The 17,984-nt window shown below is 42.9% G+C and carries 12 protein-coding genes; 7 read left to right on the top strand and 5 right to left on the bottom strand.

Translation table 11 applies throughout. The features are described from left to right. Nucleotides 1-97 precede the first annotated feature (97 nt). The 3 genes from FLL45_RS21500 to groES form a co-directional block, all read right to left on the bottom strand. Nucleotides 98-307 (bottom strand): cold-shock protein, encoded by a 210-nt coding sequence (locus tag FLL45_RS21500; RefSeq protein WP_142944125.1) that lies wholly within the window; start codon nucleotides 305-307, stop codon nucleotides 98-100. Between the two features lie 251 nt (nucleotides 308-558). Further along, nucleotides 559-2,199, bottom strand: a complete 1,641-nt coding sequence (gene groL, locus FLL45_RS21495; protein WP_210247261.1) for a chaperonin GroEL — start codon at nucleotides 2,197-2,199, stop codon at nucleotides 559-561. A 63-nt stretch (nucleotides 2,200-2,262) separates the two neighbouring features. Next, nucleotides 2,263-2,550, bottom strand: coding sequence for a co-chaperone GroES (gene groES / locus FLL45_RS21490; RefSeq protein WP_142944123.1), 288 nt, complete (start codon nucleotides 2,548-2,550; stop codon nucleotides 2,263-2,265). Between the two features lie 308 nt (nucleotides 2,551-2,858). On the opposite strand from groES, the gene FLL45_RS21485 reads away from it, so the two are divergent. The 4 genes from FLL45_RS21485 to FLL45_RS21470 all read left to right on the top strand — a co-directional run bounded on the left by FLL45_RS21485 (nucleotide 2,859) and on the right by FLL45_RS21470 (nucleotide 11,319). Beyond that, nucleotides 2,859-3,428, top strand: coding sequence for a YceI family protein (locus tag FLL45_RS21485; RefSeq protein WP_142944122.1), 570 nt, complete (start codon nucleotides 2,859-2,861; stop codon nucleotides 3,426-3,428). Between the two features lie 324 nt (nucleotides 3,429-3,752). Beyond that, nucleotides 3,753-6,935: a DEAD/DEAH box helicase gene (locus FLL45_RS21480; RefSeq protein WP_142944121.1), complete on the top strand. Its 3,183-nt coding sequence runs from the start codon at nucleotides 3,753-3,755 to the stop codon at nucleotides 6,933-6,935. 80 nt (nucleotides 6,936-7,015) lie between these two features. Further along, complete coding sequence (locus FLL45_RS21475; protein WP_185964584.1) at nucleotides 7,016-9,097, top strand: tetratricopeptide repeat protein; 2,082 nt, start codon at nucleotides 7,016-7,018, stop codon at nucleotides 9,095-9,097. A gap of 158 nt (nucleotides 9,098-9,255) precedes the next feature. Next, nucleotides 9,256-11,319, top strand: a complete 2,064-nt coding sequence (locus FLL45_RS21470) for a TonB-dependent receptor plug domain-containing protein (protein WP_142944119.1) — start codon at nucleotides 9,256-9,258, stop codon at nucleotides 11,317-11,319. 50 nt (nucleotides 11,320-11,369) lie between these two features. Here FLL45_RS21470 and FLL45_RS21465 read toward each other — a convergent pair whose 3' ends face one another. Beyond that, entirely contained in the window at nucleotides 11,370-12,974 is a 1,605-nt protein-coding gene (locus FLL45_RS21465) for a cation:proton antiporter family protein (RefSeq protein WP_142944118.1), read from the bottom strand. A gap of 210 nt (nucleotides 12,975-13,184) precedes the next feature. Continuing rightward, nucleotides 13,185-13,676 (bottom strand): FxsA family protein, encoded by a 492-nt coding sequence (locus tag FLL45_RS21460; protein ID WP_142944117.1) that lies wholly within the window; start codon nucleotides 13,674-13,676, stop codon nucleotides 13,185-13,187. 255 nt (nucleotides 13,677-13,931) lie between these two features. On the opposite strand from FLL45_RS21460, the gene FLL45_RS21455 reads away from it, so the two are divergent. From FLL45_RS21455 to dsbD, 3 genes are read left to right on the top strand one after another with little or no spacing between them, the layout of a single operon-like run. Next, nucleotides 13,932-15,632 carry a response regulator gene (locus FLL45_RS21455; protein ID WP_142944116.1) on the top strand — a complete coding sequence of 567 codons (1,701 nt, stop codon included), beginning with the start codon at nucleotides 13,932-13,934 and terminating at the stop codon, nucleotides 15,630-15,632. A 15-nt stretch (nucleotides 15,633-15,647) separates the two neighbouring features. Next, entirely contained in the window at nucleotides 15,648-15,980 is a 333-nt protein-coding gene (cutA, locus tag FLL45_RS21450) for a divalent-cation tolerance protein CutA (protein ID WP_142944115.1), read from the top strand. Between the two features lie 54 nt (nucleotides 15,981-16,034). Then, nucleotides 16,035-17,981 carry a protein-disulfide reductase DsbD gene (gene dsbD, locus FLL45_RS21445; protein WP_142944114.1) on the top strand — a complete coding sequence of 649 codons (1,947 nt, stop codon included), beginning with the start codon at nucleotides 16,035-16,037 and terminating at the stop codon, nucleotides 17,979-17,981. Nucleotides 17,982-17,984 lie beyond the last annotated feature (3 nt).

The following is a 17,984-nucleotide window of genomic DNA, read 5'->3' as shown; positions in this document are numbered from 1 at the left end:
GCTGAGTGAGGGACTCAGTGGTGCGCAACTGAATCTAGAGGTATAAAAAAAGGCAAGCTGAGTTGCTTGCCTTTTTTTTGTTGAGAACGATTATCGCTTATAGCGCAACGATGTTTTCCGCTTGAGGGCCTTTTTGACCTTGAGTAATAGTGAACTCAACTGCTTGACCTTCAGCAAGTGTTTTGAAGCCGTCGCCTTGAATTGCGCTGAAGTGAGCGAATACGTCTGGGCCAGACTCTTGAGCGATGAAACCAAAACCTTTAGTTTCGTTGAACCATTTAACGGTACCTTTAACAGTATCAGACATTTGTGTTTCCTGTAGAAAAATAGATAAAAATTTTTAAAGCCTTAATTTGGCAACCTAGCGTAAAAATAGACTGAAATTAATGACTACAGGACGAAGAACTACTGAGGTACATCGAAATGGAGCAATTAAAACGAGACTTACTTTTTGCTGAGGAGAACATTAAAGCTAAATGTCAGATAAGTCAATGACTTAAACAAAAAAAAGGCGCTAAATATAGCGCCTTTTAGATACTGAAAGATGTGACAGAATGATTACATCATTCCAGGCATGCCGCCCATGCCACCCATACCGCCCATATCAGGCGCTGCTGCTTCTTCTTTCGGTAAATCAGCAACCATCGCTTCAGTCGTGATCATCAGACCAGATACAGAAGCCGCATGTTGTAATGCACTACGTGTTACTTTCGTTGGGTCAAGGATACCCATATCAATCATATCGCCATATTCACCGTTGGCTGCATTGTAGCCGTAGTTTCCTTCGCCGTTAGCAACGTTGTTAAGTACAACAGACGCTTCTTCACCAGCATTTTGAACGATTTGACGTAGTGGGCCGTTAACCGCACGTAAAAGAATATGAATACCTGCAGTTTGGTCGTCGTTAGCACCAGTTAACTCGCCAACTTTGGCTGCAGCGCGAACTAGAGCAACACCACCACCAGGAACAACACCTTCTTCAACTGCAGCGCGTGTAGCGTGAAGTGCATCTTCAACTCGAGCTTTCTTCTCTTTCATCTCAACTTCAGTCGCTGCGCCAACTTTGATTACCGCAACACCACCAGCGAGTTTAGCAACGCGCTCTTGAAGCTTTTCACGATCGTAATCTGAAGAAGTTTCTTCGATTTGACGACGAATTTGCTCAACACGGCCTTCGATGTTAGCGACTTCACCGTTACCATCGATGATAGTCGTGTTTTCTTTAGTGATAGAGATTTTCTTAGCAGAACCTAAATCGTCTAAAGTCGCCCCTTCAAGGTTTAAACCGACTTCTTCAGAGATAACGGTCGCACCAGTCAAGATAGCGATGTCTTCAAGCATTGCTTTACGACGGTCACCAAAACCAGGTGCTTTAACGGCAGCAACTTTGACAATACCACGCATGTTGTTAACAACTAATGTAGCAAGCGCTTCGCCTTCAACATCTTCAGCAATGATAAGTAAAGGCTTACCTGCTTTTGCAACAGCTTCAAGTACTGGAAGTAAGTCACGGATGTTAGAAACTTTTTTATCAACAACCAACAAGAATGGGTTTTCTAATTCAACTGACATGCTGTCTTGGTTGTTGATGAAGTATGGAGACAAGTAGCCTCGGTCAAACTGCATACCTTCAACCACGTCTAATTCGTTTTCAAGACCACTACCTTCTTCGACCGTGATGACACCTTCTTTACCAACTTTTTCCATAGCTGTCGCGATGATGTCGCCCACATCTGAGTCAGAGTTAGCTGAGATGGTACCTACTTGAGCGATTGCTTTGCTGTCTTCGCAAGGAACAGAAATCGCTTTCAATTCGTCAACGATAGCTTTAACTGCTTGGTCAATACCACGTTTGAGATCCATTGGGTTCATGCCTGCAGCAACAGACTTTAGGCCTTCGTTTAAAATAGATTGAGAAAGAACAGTCGCAGTTGTGGTTCCGTCCCCGGCTACATCAGAAGTTTGCGAAGCAACTTCCTTAACCATTTGTGCGCCCATATTTTCGAATTTGTTCTCTAATTCGATTTCTTTGGCAACTGAAACACCATCTTTAGTCACAGTCGGTGCACCGAATGATTTTTCTAACACAACATTGCGACCCTTTGGTCCCAAAGTAACTTTTACCGCGTTTGCTAAAGTGTTTACGCCAGCAACCATTTGTGAGCGAGCGTCATCACCGAATCTTACGTCTTTAGCCATTATTTAAAATCCTCTAAATCTTGTATTAATTCTGTAGTTTGAATGTCGAAAGTAAGCAATTGCTTACTCGATAATTCCCATGATGTCGTCTTCACGCATCACTAGTAATTCTTCACCTTCAACTTTAACTTCATTGCCGGCGTACTTACCAAAAAGGACTTTGTCGCCAACTTTTACGTCTAACGCGCGAACTTCGCCGTTGTCCAAAGGTTTGCCGTTACCAACTGCTAGAACTTCACCGCGACTTGGTTTTTCTTTTGCGTTATCTGGAATAACAATGCCGCCAGCACTGGTAGTTTCATCTTCTAAACGCTTAACCAAAACGCGATCGTGTAAAGGACGAATGCTCATTGAATGTTCTCCTAATGAATATCGATATATTGATGATCAATTGATGTTTAATTTTTGTTGTGGGGTAATATGGGGACTATTTTTTAGCACTCAACCCCTAAGAGTGCTAATTTTTCATTTTTTTAGAGATATTTAGTGTGAAACTGGTGTATTTCGCTTCAAAATACGTATCTGAGTGAGGATATCAGCCGAATGGGTCGCGAAATATTAGGGAACGCCCTTATTTTTTCGCTATCGTATTGATTTATAAGCAATTTTAAATATTTTAGCTGTATTGCAGCTTTTCAATAAAAACTAAGGAATTGACGATGTTTAAATTTATTAGCGTGTGTTTGCTTTTTTTGCCACTGTCTGCTCTGGCTGCTTGGAAGTCTGATGGTACTGACTCTTCAATCAATTTTCTTTCAACGAAGTTAGAACATGTTGTAGAAACTCATCAATTTGACCGTTTTCAAGCGGAGATTGCCACAGATGGCACCGCCACTGTTGAGATTGATTTAAGTTCCGTTAACACGCTGATCCCGATTCGTGATGAGAGAATGCGAGAATTTTTGTTTAAAACCAGTCAGTTTTCTTCAGCCACGTTATCTTCAAAATTAGACTTAACCGCTATCAATAAAATGAAAGTTGGCCAATCCATTCGCAAGTCGGCTAAGGCATCATTGGACTTACATGGCAAAAAGGTTGATTTGAATATTGAGCTGTTGATTGTAGCGCTGGAGAGTGGCTTGCTGATTCAGAGTGTCAAGCCGGTAGTTTTAGATAGCCGACAGTTTGGCTTAACTGCGGGTGTCGACAAATTACGAGAATTAGCCGGACTACCGTCGATTAGTTATGCAGTTCCAGTAAGCTTCTCATTAAATATGCGAAAGCAATAATTTGTTTAATTAAAAGGTCTAATTTTCTGCGACCAGTCTGTCCGTTACTAGACGGTTTAATATTAGCTGGTCAAGTATTAGCCAGTCCGTTGACATACACTTTGACAGAAATCGGAACTTAGAGAATGTGCAACGCCCAAGAGACTACTAGAAGTTCGGGGTTTAGTTGTTATTCGAGACAAAGCCGCCAATGGCGGCTTTTTTAATTTGCGATAAACAGTGTCTTAGTTCAAATTATTTTATGTACTTGATTCCCACCAGCTTTTAATCTTGATATGCTTTCTGGTTACATCACTAAATCAATAGTCAATTTCAGGAAGAACATTGCTAACCCGACCTTTGGCGTTTAAAGGGCCGACCGACCATCTCAGCCAATATTTTTCATTGCCTCAACTCTATGCTGGCATGGGGATATTGCTTGATGATTTATTGATGGAGTGGCAGTTTCATCAAGATGAGAATCGGGTAGAAGGCTATTTTTTAGAAGACGGTCAACTTAAAAAATCTCATCTATCGTGGCCTTTATCAGAGGCGCCTGCGAGCGATCAGTGTGATTGCGAAGAGTTTTCTGCGAAAAAGTCAAATCGTTGTATTCATTTAGCCGCCTTGGCAATAGAATCAAAAACGCGGTTAGAAAGACTACCTCCACCGCTCAAGCAACAAAATCATTTTGCCAATGAAACCGCTTATTTGACCCAATGGATTAGTGAGCAGGTCTATGACCCCTATCCAAATATGGCTCGGCATAGGGTGGTTTATTTATTAAGTGATGACGATCAGACCATCCAGGTGTCGGTACATAAGGCGTACTTAACCCAACAAAATGAGTACCTGCGCAAAGACGAGCTTGAGCTGAGCATCATCCAGAAATCAAAGCTGCCGAAATTTATTAGCCAAACGGATCAACAAATACTCTGCTTGATAAATGACGTGCTAGAAGGCAATGATTCAAGTCTTTTACTAAAAGATAATTGCCTACGTCTTGAAGGAAATAGCGGCTCAAAAATTTTGCGAATGTTACTGGATACTGGTCGTTGCTTCTGGAAAAGCTGTCATCGTCAACCTTTGAGCAGTCATTTTGCTAGCCAAAGTGAAGATCACTGGCTAGCGCTTGTTGACGGCATATTTTTAGACAAAGCTTCCAGTCGAGTGATCATCCTAGAAGCGCTGAATAATTCGCAGGCGTTTCAATTAGCAGACTATTTTAAAAATAACTCAGACTATCAGTTGACTCCGATAATACGAGTGACCAGTGAGTCCCTCTACTTTAATTGGCATAAACAATTCGCTAATCACTCTTCCTTATTGGAGTTAGATATTGCCAAAGTGAGCTTTGTGGCCAATGAAATTGAGTTTTCGCTAGAGCAAATTTTGAGGTGGCAATCGTTATCGGGCGATTTCGATACACAGCTGATTGAGGAGTTAGCTGGCTGGCTTCACCAACTTGATTGGATGCCGGGAATCGCCTCAAAGTTTGAGCCGCCCGTATGGAGAAAGTTTGATATCGGCGATAGGGTGCTTGAAGGTGACTTCTCGCATTGGTTTATCCTCTTGCACGGATTACAAAAGGAAGGTTGGCAGATTGTTTTTGATAAACAATTTAAATTAAATCAGAAAAAAATTGAACGTTGGTATAGTCAGGTTTCTTCAACGGTTGCTAATCCTACTCACAACGAGCCATTATCCGAGTGGTTTAATTTAGAACTCGGAGTCGTTGTTGATGGACATTCGGTTAATGTCTTACCCTATATTGTTGAAGCCATTAATCGAGGCCAATGGCAGCAAAGTGAATTGCAATCGGATCAAACTATTTCTGACCTAGCAATAAACTTAGCCGATGGAACGCGCATCATTCTCGAGGGTCAGCGCCTTAAGGGAATAATTGCAAATCTCGTGGAGTTAGCGGAGAAACAGCCACTCAATGAGGAACAACTTTTAAAGTTACCGAATAACCAATTTGCTCGTATCGGCATCATAGAAAGTCAATTAGGTCAGAAAACTCACTGGCATAATGCTGATTGGTTGAAAAGCAAAGCTCATCGACTCAATACTTTAGCGAAACCAAAATCACTCCAGTCGCCAAGTAATGTCCAGGCAAAGCTGAGAGAGTATCAAAAACAAGGCCTCGCTTGGCTACAAGCACTAAGAGCCGAAGGACTGGCGGGAATTTTGGCCGATGATATGGGGCTGGGTAAGACATTACAAACTCTTTCTCATCTACAAATCGAAAAAAATGAAGGAAGGATGCAAGCGCCTGCGCTGGTGATTGCGCCCACTAGTTTATTAGGAAATTGGGTTGCTGAAGCCAAGCGTTTCACACCGCAGTTGAGAGTGATTCAATGGTCTGGCGCAAAGCGAAATCAAAAGCGACAACAATTAGCGAGCTGCGATCTAATTGTTACCAGTTATGGTGTTCTACTGCGCGACATCGACATTCTTGATAGTTTGGGCTTGTATTTTATTATTTTGGATGAGGCACAAACGATTAAAAATGCGCGCAGCCAAATAGCAAAGCTCACTTATTCCATGCAGGCAACCCACCGATTGTGCCTAACTGGTACACCATTAGAAAACCATTTAGGAGAACTTTGGTCGTTGTTTCACTTTCTTATGCCAGGTTTTTTGGGTGATGAATCTCAATTTAAACGCCTATTTCAAATACCGATAGAAAAAGAGAATGACCGTGTTCGCCAAAAAGCGCTAAGTCAGCGAATAGCGCCTTTCATGCTGAGACGAACTAAAGCGAAAGTGGCGACCGATTTACCCGCAAAGACTGAGTTCGAAGAATTAATTGATCTGACTCAAGCACAAGCCGATCAATATGAAACTGTCAGATTAGCAATGATGGATGAAATTCAAAAGGCGCTCAGCTTGAGTGGTATAGGAAAAAACCAATTATTAATCGGTAATGCTTTATTACGTCTACGACAGATTTGTTGTCACACGGGTTTGGTGCAAGGTCAATTGTTTGATGATGAATCGCAAGCCTCAGCAAAACTCAACTGGCTCGTGACGACACTGCCTGAGATGATCGAAAGCGGCCGAAGGATCCTCTTATTCTCAAGCTTTACGAGTATGTTAGATTTAATTGCCGAAACACTCGAAGACTCATCGATTCGTTATTTCCAATTGACGGGAAAAACCCGAAATCGGAGCCAGCTCGTTAATGATTTTCAAGCGGGAAAAGCGGATGTGTTTTTAATTAGTTTAAAAGCCGGTGGAGCAGGACTGAATCTAACAAAAGCTGATACAGTGATTCATTTTGATCCTTGGTGGAATCCTGCCGCCGAATCACAAGCGAGTGACCGCGCGCATCGCATCGGTCAAGATAAACCAGTCTTTATTTATAAACTTATCAGCAAGGGCACAGTCGAAGAACGAATTCAAGAGTTGCAAAAACGTAAAGCTGAACTGGCCAATGAGCTTTATCAGGAGCAAGAAACGAGCGCTTCACTCAAACAACATGATTGGGAAGCGCTGCTCGCTCCGATTGAAACTTTCGAGTAATTCGAAAATACTTCAGTGGCTTTATGACTATACTATATGGGCGTTGGTTTAAATATGTGTTTGTCTGAGTGGAAATGATCTTGAGCTTAATTCGACAATTCATATTGATTATGAGCTTGATTTGCTTGCTCTTAGCCACTGAGTCCGTCGCTCAGCAATCGGATGATCTTGAAAGTATTCGATCGAGTATTGTCGAAGCGAGAAATAAGGGTGATATGGATAATGCCGACATTTTGGCCAATCAACTTCTGAATCAAGCTCAAATCCAAAATCGAATTGGTTTTCAAGGCGAGGCGTTTTATCAGCTGGCGAGAAATGCGATGGAGCGTAACCAGTACGATGCGTCTCAGGCCCTGCTTAATCGTGCGATCGAAATCTTTCAAGAGGTCGGTGCGTTAGGGAAGTTAGCAAACGCTTACCGACAACTCGGTCTTACCTATCGCTATCAAGTGAATTACTCCGAAGCACTGGAGTATATTTACCGGGCAATGCAGATTTTTCAGCAGCTTAATGATAAAGCGTCGATTAGTAATACTTATAATAGTATTGGAGTTGTGTTGGAACGAATGGGCCAGTTTGAAGAATCATTACAAGCTCACCAAAAAGCGTTGGAACTAAACTACGAGCTAGAAAATACTTCAGGTGTCGCAAGCAGTTTATACAACATTGGTGATATTCGCCGTAAGATGGGGGACGATGAACTAGCACTAAAGTACTTCAAAGATGTGCTTAAAATTGATCAAGAAAGTGGTAATCAAAAAGATATTGCTTATACCAATCACAAAATAGGACGCATACACCTTTCGCAAAAAGAATTTAATCTTGCTCGTGAACACATCAATCGAGCATTTGAATTATTCAAGAAAATTCAGACGCCAAGGGATACTGATTGGGCGCTTAACTCTTTAGCAGAATTAGAAATGGAGTTGGGCAACTTATTGGAAGCAAAAAAGCTTAATGACGCCATTATCCAACGCGCAATCAAAGGAAGATACAGAAGCTTACTAGTGATTGCCTACGAGCTTGCAATTGAAATCGATTATCGGCTTAAGGATTATATGTCGGCGTTGCTAAATATTGAGGCTGCGTTAAAGCAAGTTAAAGTTAATCAAGAAAAAGCCACGGAAGCGCGAATTGAGGCCTTGAGTGTAAAAGTCTATTTAGCGGCCAACTCACTTGAAGATGCGTTTGCAGCACTTCAACGTCAAAAAACCTTAGAGGATGAAATACTCAATAATAAGCGGTTAGATGCAATAGCCAGAGCCCAAGCGCAGACAGAGTTTGTTCGTCGCGCACAGCAAATCAAATTATTAGAAAAAGAGAAGGCGCTCGAACAGTCTTCAAGAAATTTATGGTTTACGATTATTATCGCAGCGTTTGTCTCGTTATTTTTACTCTACGGCCGTTACATGCAAAAGCGAACCAATCGAAAGCTGTCAGTGCTAGTAAAAACCCGAACAAAGGAACTCGAAGTTAAAAACCAGCAGCTAGCGAAAGCCTATCAAGAAATGGAGGCCATAAGCTTAACAGACAAGCTGACGGCAATTCATAACCGACGCTTCTTGGAAAATCACATCAATGCCGATCTTGAGCAAAGCCATCGTGTGTACCGCGAGTGGCGTGACAAAAAGACAGCTCAACCACGGCAATCAGATATCGTCGTGTTTGTTATTGATATGGACAATTTTAAGCAGGTTAACGATCAATATGGTCATAATTCGGGTGACATGGTGCTGATTCAGTTGGCACAAAGAATGGCCGATGTCTTTCGTCAATCTGATTATCTCGTGCGTTGGGGTGGTGAGGAGTTTGTGGCGGTTGCGCGGTTTATTGACCGTGATGATGCGACTTCTTTAGCTCAAAGAATGCTACAAGCGGTTTCAGATAAACCATTTATTTTAAGCCAAGGCGAAGCGCTTTCCCTGACTTGTTCAATCGGCTTTGCGAGTTATCCGCCGATACTAGAAAGCGAACGTCAAATTAGTTGGCGGGGACTAGTATCGCTTGCTGATGCTTGTTTGTATGCGGCTAAAACTGGGGGTAAAAATACCTGGATTGGGGTAGCATCGGTGAGTTCTGAGGAGATTCTAGCAAAGGAAATTAATCAGAGAGACTTGCCCGAATTAATCGATAAGAAATTAGTAACTGTGATTGCTCCTTGAGGCAAGAGCTAAGGCGATAAAGCAAGTCAAATGCCTTTCTCAAATTAGTTTTCGGACTCAACTTGTGATCTATAGACTGGTGCTTACGTACTGATACCAGATAAACTACTTTCCTAGACTATCTGCTTTTTTGTTTCCATAAAGGTTGTTGTAAAAATATGCCGAAAAAGAATTCATTCTTGGTTGTCTCTGCTATATCACTGTTGAATTATTTTCCGCTCTCGCACTCATATTCTTCCCAAAGTGAGTCTCAGGCTCTCGATCAGCAATCGAAGACTAATATTGTCGCTGAAAGCTACCCTCAAGAGACTAATCTTCATGAACATGAACATGAACATGAACATCAACATGAATCAGCTGAAACTCTAGTGATTCAGGCGACTAGGCTTGGAAGAGTGGTTGACGATGAGCCTATCCGTGTGGAGCTTATAAACCGGGAAGAAATTGAAGAAAAGGCTTTGATGAGGCCGGGGAATATTTCAATGCTAGTCGCTGAAACTGGCGGGGTACGTGTGCAAACAACATCGCCGGCACTCGGTAGTGCGAATATTCGTTTGCAAGCACTTTATGGTCGCTACACTCAACTATTAAGTGATGGGCTACCACTATATGGTGGGCAAACTGCCTCAATTGGACTTTTACAAATCCCACCAACCGATATAGCTGGTGTGGAAATTATCAAGGGCTCGGCTTCGTCGCTTTATGGTGGCTCTGCATTAGGTGGAGTAATCAACCTAATTTCCCGACGACCAAAAGAAGAATTTGAAGGCGAAGTACTGCTGAATTTTACTAGTCGCGATGGACAAGATTTAACGACTTATTTTGCTATGCCTAAGGATGAGAACTTCAGTTCATCACTGACGGTCGGCGTACATTCGCAAAGTAAACAAGACTTAGATAGTGACGGTTGGGCTGATTTAGCCGGCTATGAAAGAATTAGCGCAAGACCACGCTTATTTTGGAATGGTGATAATGGTCAGCGAGCTTACGCGACTTTAGGGATGATGACCGAACAGAGGGATGGTGGAACACTCCCCGGTAGAGTGCTAAACGACGGAAATCCTTTTCAGAGATCATTAGATTCCGAGCGCTATGATTTGGGCGTGGTGTATGACCAACCTTTGACAGAAATGAATTGGAATGCACGTGCCTCGATAATGGATCAAAAACATGAACATCAGTTTGGTACCACTGACGAGTTAGACGAACATCGTAGCATTCTAATCGAAACGAGCTTATCGGGGTACACAAAACAATCAAATTGGGTTGTGGGTGTGGCACTTCAATCAGAAGAGTTTCAGTCAGATACATTTCCGGTATTTAATTACTCCTATGATATTCCAGGGCTTTTTTCCCAGGTAGATTATGATTTCAGTGACGAAATCGTTGCTGCATTGAGCGGTCGCATCGATTGGCACAGTGAGTATGGGACACAGTTTAGCCCGCGAATATCCATTCTATTTAAGCCCGATGACTGGACTATCCGTGGATCGTATGGACAAGGTTATTATGCACCTACGCCGTTTGTTGAAGATATTGAAGCGGCTGGATTGTCCAGGCTTGCACCTTTAGCGGCTTTAAAAGAAGAGCAGGCTGAAACGTATTCTCTCGACATAAATTACGATATTGGTAAAGTCGAAACGGGTGTAACCTTTTTTAGCTCAGTAGTTGATGGCGTCACGGAACTGGAACCTATTGCATCCATCTCCGGCGGAGCCATTGACAGAGTACGTCTAATCAATTCAGTTGAAGAATCACGCATAAACGGTAGTGAAGTTTTGCTGAGGTATAAATCGGGTCATTTTAAACTGACCGCGAGTTACGTATTTCTTGATTCAAATCGAAAAAGTGCGGTCGACGCGCGTTCAAGCGAAATACCTCTAACTCCCCGACATTCGGCGGGATTTGTGGCCATGTGGGAAGAACATGGAAGCTATCGCTTGGGACTAGAAGCTTATTATACAGGAGAGCAGCTGTTAGAAAGTAACCCTTACCGCAACGAGAGCAAACCTTATTGGCATTTAGGATTACTTGGAGAAATTACGGTTGGCAAAATTAGTTGGTTTGTAAACGCTGAAAACCTATTAAATATTCGTCAGACTAAAGAAGATCCTTTGCTACTGTTAGAACGAGCGCCAAGTGGTCGCTGGACAACCGATATCTGGTCTCGTAATGATGGGTTTATTGTTAATGCAGGATTTAGAGTACGACTCGGTAATTGAGTAATCACCTTCTTGAACATTGCTGAGTCGTCCGATAATCGACACTGTAATTAAGGTGTTGTTTCAGCTTGATTGTGGCTAAAGTCCTTTTGACCTTCGATCATCATCAGTGACTCTTCAGCAAAACCAGTTCCGGCTTCGGTAAAGAAATTGAATACCGAATCGATGCCCACTTGTAGTAATAATTTTTTCTCGTCCTCATAGCGAGCAATCGCCGCGATTTTTCCGTCGTATTTTGCGTAGCGAAGTTGCTCGGTGATATTTTTGATATCTTGTACTGAAGGTAAAGCGAGAAGAACTAACTTTATTTGAGACAAGTTAAAGTTTTCCCAAACATCAGGATCTTCTCCATCGCCTTGAAACACCATTAAGCCATTACGACGTTGCTCTTGAACTCGGTCTCTATTAGCATCCATTCCCCAAACTCGTTCCCCCACTAATTGATTAAGCGCGCTGTAAGCACCACGGCCAACTCGGCCCATACCAAGGACAAGTATCTCTGCATCTTTAGGTTGAATATAAACATCTTCTCTCAGTCGTAGTTTTGACTCAAAGCGCTTCAAGTAGTCCTTTTTATCAGTAAAAAGGGTATGCGCATGGCGATAAGCAATGCCAGTAATCACAAACGAAATTGAAATAGCCAAGGCTGTTATCACCAACCAGTCAGCGCCAATCAACCCCATTTCAACGCTTAACGCGAGTACAATGAGTCCAAATTCGCTGTAGTTTGTGAGTGCTAATGAAGCGAGAAAAGTAGTTCTAATTCGCAGCCTAACCATCGCAAAAATAAAGAAGAATAAAACGAATTTGAATAGCAGCACTAAACACAAAATTAAGGCACTGATTAACATCGACCAATCGGGTAGTGCGGTAAAGCCGATGGACAAGAAAAAGCCGATTAGGAATAAGTCCTTAAAGCTCATTAGCGATTTGGCGAGTTCTGCGGTTTTTTTATTTCCTGCCAGTAATACGCCGATCACCAGTGCACCTAAATCCCCCTTGATGCCAACCAATTCAAATAATTCGTAACCACCCAGCGCTATGGTAAACCCGGCTAAAGGCAATAATTCGCTGTGTCCCGCTTTTTCAAGGAGCTTCAATAAAATGGGTCTCAGCCACCAAAGTCCAATCAGGCCCAATGCCCAAAATGAAGGCACTTTCCCGGTTACAGAAACTAGGTATAAAACCGCGATGATGTCTTGCATAATCAGTACACCGATCGCGAGTCGGCCATGACGTGTAGTGAGTTCACCGGAATCCTCAAGTACCTTAAAAATACACACTGTGCTGCTGAAACTCAGGGCAAAAGCAAGAATCGCGAGGGATTGCATATCGAGGTTAAACGCGAGTGAACCGAGCACCAGACCGAGTAAGAAAATCAATGCAAAAATCAGCCAGCACCACAAAATCATGTGAGCGGACGCGCTCAGCCAAATTTCACGTTTGAGTAAATCGCGGATATCGAGTTTTAATCCAATAGTGAAAAGCATGAGGGAAATACCCAGATCGGCCAGCAAATCGAGGTTTTCAAGCGGTTCTAGGCCAATGAAATGCAATATGAAGCCGGCGGATAAGTATCCGATCAGCGATGGCACGTTCGCAAGCTTGGCAATCATTCCGCATGCAAACGCAAACAGAATCCAAATAAAATCCATAAGTTGTCAGCTCCCCTCAATAATATAAGCTTAGCAGGAGGCCAGAATAATTGGAAAAATTATTTGTTATTAATAACTTAGGCGGGGTCTTGCGAGATCTTTTTAATCGGTGTTTGGACGAGATCGTTACCGCTTATGAGTTCGAGAAAGGTTGCTAAATTGATGTTCAACTAGGACATTCTGACCCAAACTCGCAGGTCAACTCAGCGCTTATTTGTCAGAGCGGTCCTCAAACTCACCCTCGATGGTGCGGTTGCCGGGCCTTTTGTGCGACTCGTTAATAGGTGATCCGTCGGAACGTTGTGTTTCATTGGTATAGTAGAAATTTGTGCTCGATACAACGGTTGCTTTTTTTGCCCAGTGGTTCATGAGGTATTGAGCCAACGCGAGTCTTACTGCGGGCACCATAAGCGCAAAGCCCACGCCATCAGTAACAAATCCCGGTGTCAGCAACAGGCCGCCGGCAAATAGCAACTGAGCTGCTGAAGCCATTTCCACTGCGGGTACTTTACCTTGCGCCATTGAGGTTTGAATATCCATCCATGCGCGTAAACCTTGTTGCTTGAGCAAATTAACCCCTAAAACAGCAGTGACTAACACGATTAAAAGGGTTGGCCACAATCCCAAAAATCCTCCAACTTGAATAAACACGCCAATTTCAATGATGGGCACTAGAATGAAAAGTATTAGCAGAATGGGCAATGGTATTCCTAGCTCGATTGAGTCAAATGGTGATTAAAAGCAACATTTGCTTTAAATGGGGATAAAAAGTCAAATTACAATCTAAAAATGGGGAGTAGTCGCCAGAGATTTAGCCCAATTCGATCAAAAATACATGCTATTATTGATAGGATAAATAACAACTTATCGAGGATATTTGGGGTAAAACATTAACAAAGCTTGTGGTTTACCTTTGCAACGATAAAAACTTAACAATTAAAACAAGCCAATTAAAACATGTCTGAAAGTCAAATTACCAACGAAGTTAATCAACAATTCTTGCGCCGAACACCAGTCAAGTTGCGCCAATTTGCTAGGCTGCTCAATGACATGTTGACTCAAGAGATTGAGCCATTGCGAGTCAAAGCACTGTTCTCGCAAGTTAATAAAACCAAAGATGCTTGCGTTGCGCAAAATTTTGAAACCACGGCGAATTTGCTCAATCAATTGTTAAAACAGTTATCAATGGATGAGAGTTCTCTCGAAACCCAAAAACCGTTACTCAAGCGATTTGCCAACAAACTGCAAGAACATTCCGAAAAACTAGAGTTAGGTGTAAAACCCGCAAAACAGCCGAAAGCCGAAGCGCAGCCACAACAACCGGAAACCAAATCTGAACCTGAGGTAGAACCCGCTGAGGAAGCGTCATCAGCTGAAGAGAGCGTGGATGAGAGTCTTGAAGAGCAAGGCATTTATCTTGATAAAGGCGTATTAATTTTTGTTAGCCAACATGGCCAACGCTTTCAAGCCTTGAAAGAGCAATTTGAATCATTGGGAATCGAAGTTCATGAAACTGATGACATCGAAAAAGCGCGTCAATATGCCATTGATCATGAAGGCAGTGTGATTGTTGCACCGATTAAGTTTGCGGAAAAAAACGAGCAATTGAGTGACCAAGATACTGAGGTCCGGCGCATCCCCTTGATTTTTACCGCAGAAGAGGACACCCAACAAGAGCGTTTGTTGGCTCTTCGCTCTGGCGGCACTGCTTTCATGGTAGAACCCGTGTCACTTTCTGGATTACTGGAAATTATAGAGCGCCAATATGATATCCATGCTGACTCGCCGTACCGCATTTTAATTATGGAAGATTCAAAAGCACAGGCTCGTTACTACGAAAAAGTGTTGTCTAAGGGCCATTTTGAGATCCGTTTAGTCAACGATCCGACGGTATTGCTTGAGGCTTTACGTGGTTTTGACCCTGAAACAATATTGATGGATATGCAAATGCCAACTTGCTCCGGGATTGAATTGACACGAATTATTCGTCAAATCCCGCGCTTTGCTTATTTACCGATTATTTTCCTTTCTGCAGAAGAAAACATCCGCAAACAAAACCAAGCCCTATTGTCGGGTGGTACCTCCTTTATCGTGAAGCCTGTAGAAAAAGAGCAGTTACTGTTTATGGCAGAATTATATACCCGCCGATATCGAGAGCTGAACCCGCAAATCGGCGAAAACCCAGATACCGGATTAATGTATGCCATTGCGTTCAAGCAACGAATCTCGGTTGAAGCCGCCAGGATGTCTCGTGGTGGTCATTCGCTCGCACTGTCGATTATTCAGATCGACCAAACGCCAGACTTAATAAAGGGCGCTAATTTCTCAGCGATTAATGTGGCGATTCAACAGTTAAGTTTAATCCTCAAAAAACGACTCCGTAAGACAGATATCATCGGTCACTTGGAGACGGGACAATTGGGGATTATATTAACGACAGGAAAGCAATCAGACTGGAAAACTATTTTTGAGGAAATTCGGCTGCAGTTCGCAGAACTTCCTTTTCATTTGAAACACCATGACATTCCGTTAACGGTTAGTATTGGTTTGGGTAATCTATCGGTTAACTGGGATGCGCATCGCTGGTATGACTCGACGCTGACGGCGATGAACAAAGCGATCGAGGCGGGCGGAGACTCTGTGGTCATCGGTGAATAGTCTTTGGTATGGTCCATGTCACATTCTGAATCTAGCGACTATAAACTTTGTTTGACAACTGTCGATAATAAATCCGTAGCGAAAGAAATAGCGCTTAGCCTAGTGCAACAAAAGCTTGTTGCCTGCGTCAATGTATGCAGCAACCTGACATCCTTCTATCAATGGGAGGGTGAAATTGTAGAAGATCGCGAATTTTTACTGCTGATGAAGACTAGTTCTCTCAAGATTGACGAACTTAGCGCTAAATTAGCCGAAGTGCACCCGTATGAAGTGCCTGAATTTATCGTGTTACCTATCGAGTCAGGTAGCCAAGAGTATTTAGACTGGATTTCCCGATCCCTGGAGTAACATTTCAGATCAAAGCCCGGTCTTGAGTAAACACACCTAAATAGAAGTGAAATAATGAAGTTGCTTGGTAAAATTTTATTTGTAACAACGGCGGTATTTGCCTTGGCATGTTCAAGTGTTGGCTCAGTCAGCGCTCAACAGCAAGATTTATCCGCACTTTTTGCGACAAAGTCTGAGTTTCTCAAGGTCGATGAAGCTTTTCAGTTAACCACAGATGTTTTAGACAACGAAATCATTGCGCGATTTGAAATTGCAGATGCTTATTACATGTATCGCAGTCGTTTCTTTTTCAATGCCGAAGGCGCGACGCTTGGTGAAGCGCAAATTCCGGACGGCAAAAAGAAAGTCGATGAGTATTTAGGTGATGTGGAAGTCTATTACAATCATCTTGAAATCGTTATCCCATTTACCGCTCATCAAAAAGAATTTGAATTTAGCTTAGAATTTCAAGGTTGTGCCGAAGCGGGCTTATGCTACCCCCCTGAAGAAAAGCGCTTTACGTTGTTAGCAAACAATGTGGTTGCTAAACCGGTCGCGATCGGTGGTAGTGATGGTAGTGGCGGCGGTAACGCTAGTGATAGTAATAGTGGTTTGGCCGCTAGCGGTAGTGCGACATCGACCAGTGCTCAACCATCAGCTAATACCGCAACACAGTCTACTTTGTCTGAGCCTGTTGCTGAAGAATTTCAATCAGAACAAGAATTGATTCTTGGAATATTGTCGGAAGGAAGCCTGCTTGAAATTGTTATTTGGGGCGTACTCGGCGGTATTCTTTTAGCTTTCACGCCTTGTGTATTGCCTATGGTGCCAATTCTGTCGAGCATTATTGTAGGCCAAGGCAAAGAAGTGAGTACCGGTAAAGCGTTCGGTTTGTCTCTAGCATACACCCAAGCGATGGCCATTCCATATACTCTATTAGGCATTTTAGCAGCTTCTTTGGGGGAAGGGTTTAGTACAACCCTCCAGCAACCTTTGTTTATCGGTATTACGGCAGTGATTTTTTTATTGTTGTCGCTTTCGATGTTTGGGTTTTATGAATTGCAACTTCCTCAAGGTCTTCAAAATAGAATTAACAACTTGTCGAATAGCCAGGAAAGTGGCTCATACGTGGGAGCTGGCGTTATGGGGGCACTATCGGCACTCGTGGTGTCACCTTGCGTAACTGTCCCCCTTAGCGCATTATTAATTTACATTGCGAAAACAGGGGACATTGTCATTGGTGGTGTTGGACTTTATGCACTGGCAGTGGGAATGGGGATTCCTCTAATCATGGTTGGTGTCGGTGGCGGAAAGTTTTTACCGAAAGCTGGCGCCTGGATGAATGCCATCAAAGCTGGGTTTGGTGTGGTAATGATCGGCATGGCGCTCTACATTTCAAAACATCTTATTCCCGGGCCGCTCTATTTGTTTGCTTGGTCTGTGTTGCTCATCGTAACTGCTATTTATATGGGGGCACTCTCTCAAGTTGAAACGAATGCACAAAAGTTCTGGAAAGGTACCGGGCTGGTAATGTTTGTTTACGGCATCATTTTAGTTATTGGTGCATCGCTTGGTAATGGTCGGTTGCTTTCACCTTTGGCTAACGTTACTGCGATAGCTGCTCATTCTGGACAGGGCGCTAACTCAGTTGATCCTCATGCCATGTTTGAAAAGGTTAAAACTATCGCCGATGTCGAAGCCAAAATCCGGCAAGCGAATGCTGAAGGTAAAACCGTGATGTTCGACTTCTTTGCTGAATACTGCACTGCTTGTTATGAATTCGCAGATTACACATTTCCCGATCCCGCTGTGCAAGCTGCGCTAGGAAATACCGTGTTGATTCAAGCAGATGTTACCAAAGGAGATGCGGACGATAAGGCATTGATGAAGCATTATGGCATTCTTGGTTTACCGAGTATTTTGTTCTTCGATGCCAACGGCGAGGAAGATGAACGGTTAAGAGCGACTGGTTTTGAAAAAGCAGATGTTTTTGTGCAAAGAATCAATGCTGCCTATCGATAAGAA

The sequence above is a fragment of the Aliikangiella marina genome, from assembly GCF_007004765.1.
In the GTDB taxonomy this organism is placed as follows: Bacteria; Pseudomonadota; Gammaproteobacteria; order Enterobacterales; family Kangiellaceae; genus Aliikangiella; species Aliikangiella marina.
This window is presented reverse-complemented; position numbering and strand designations above follow the sequence as displayed.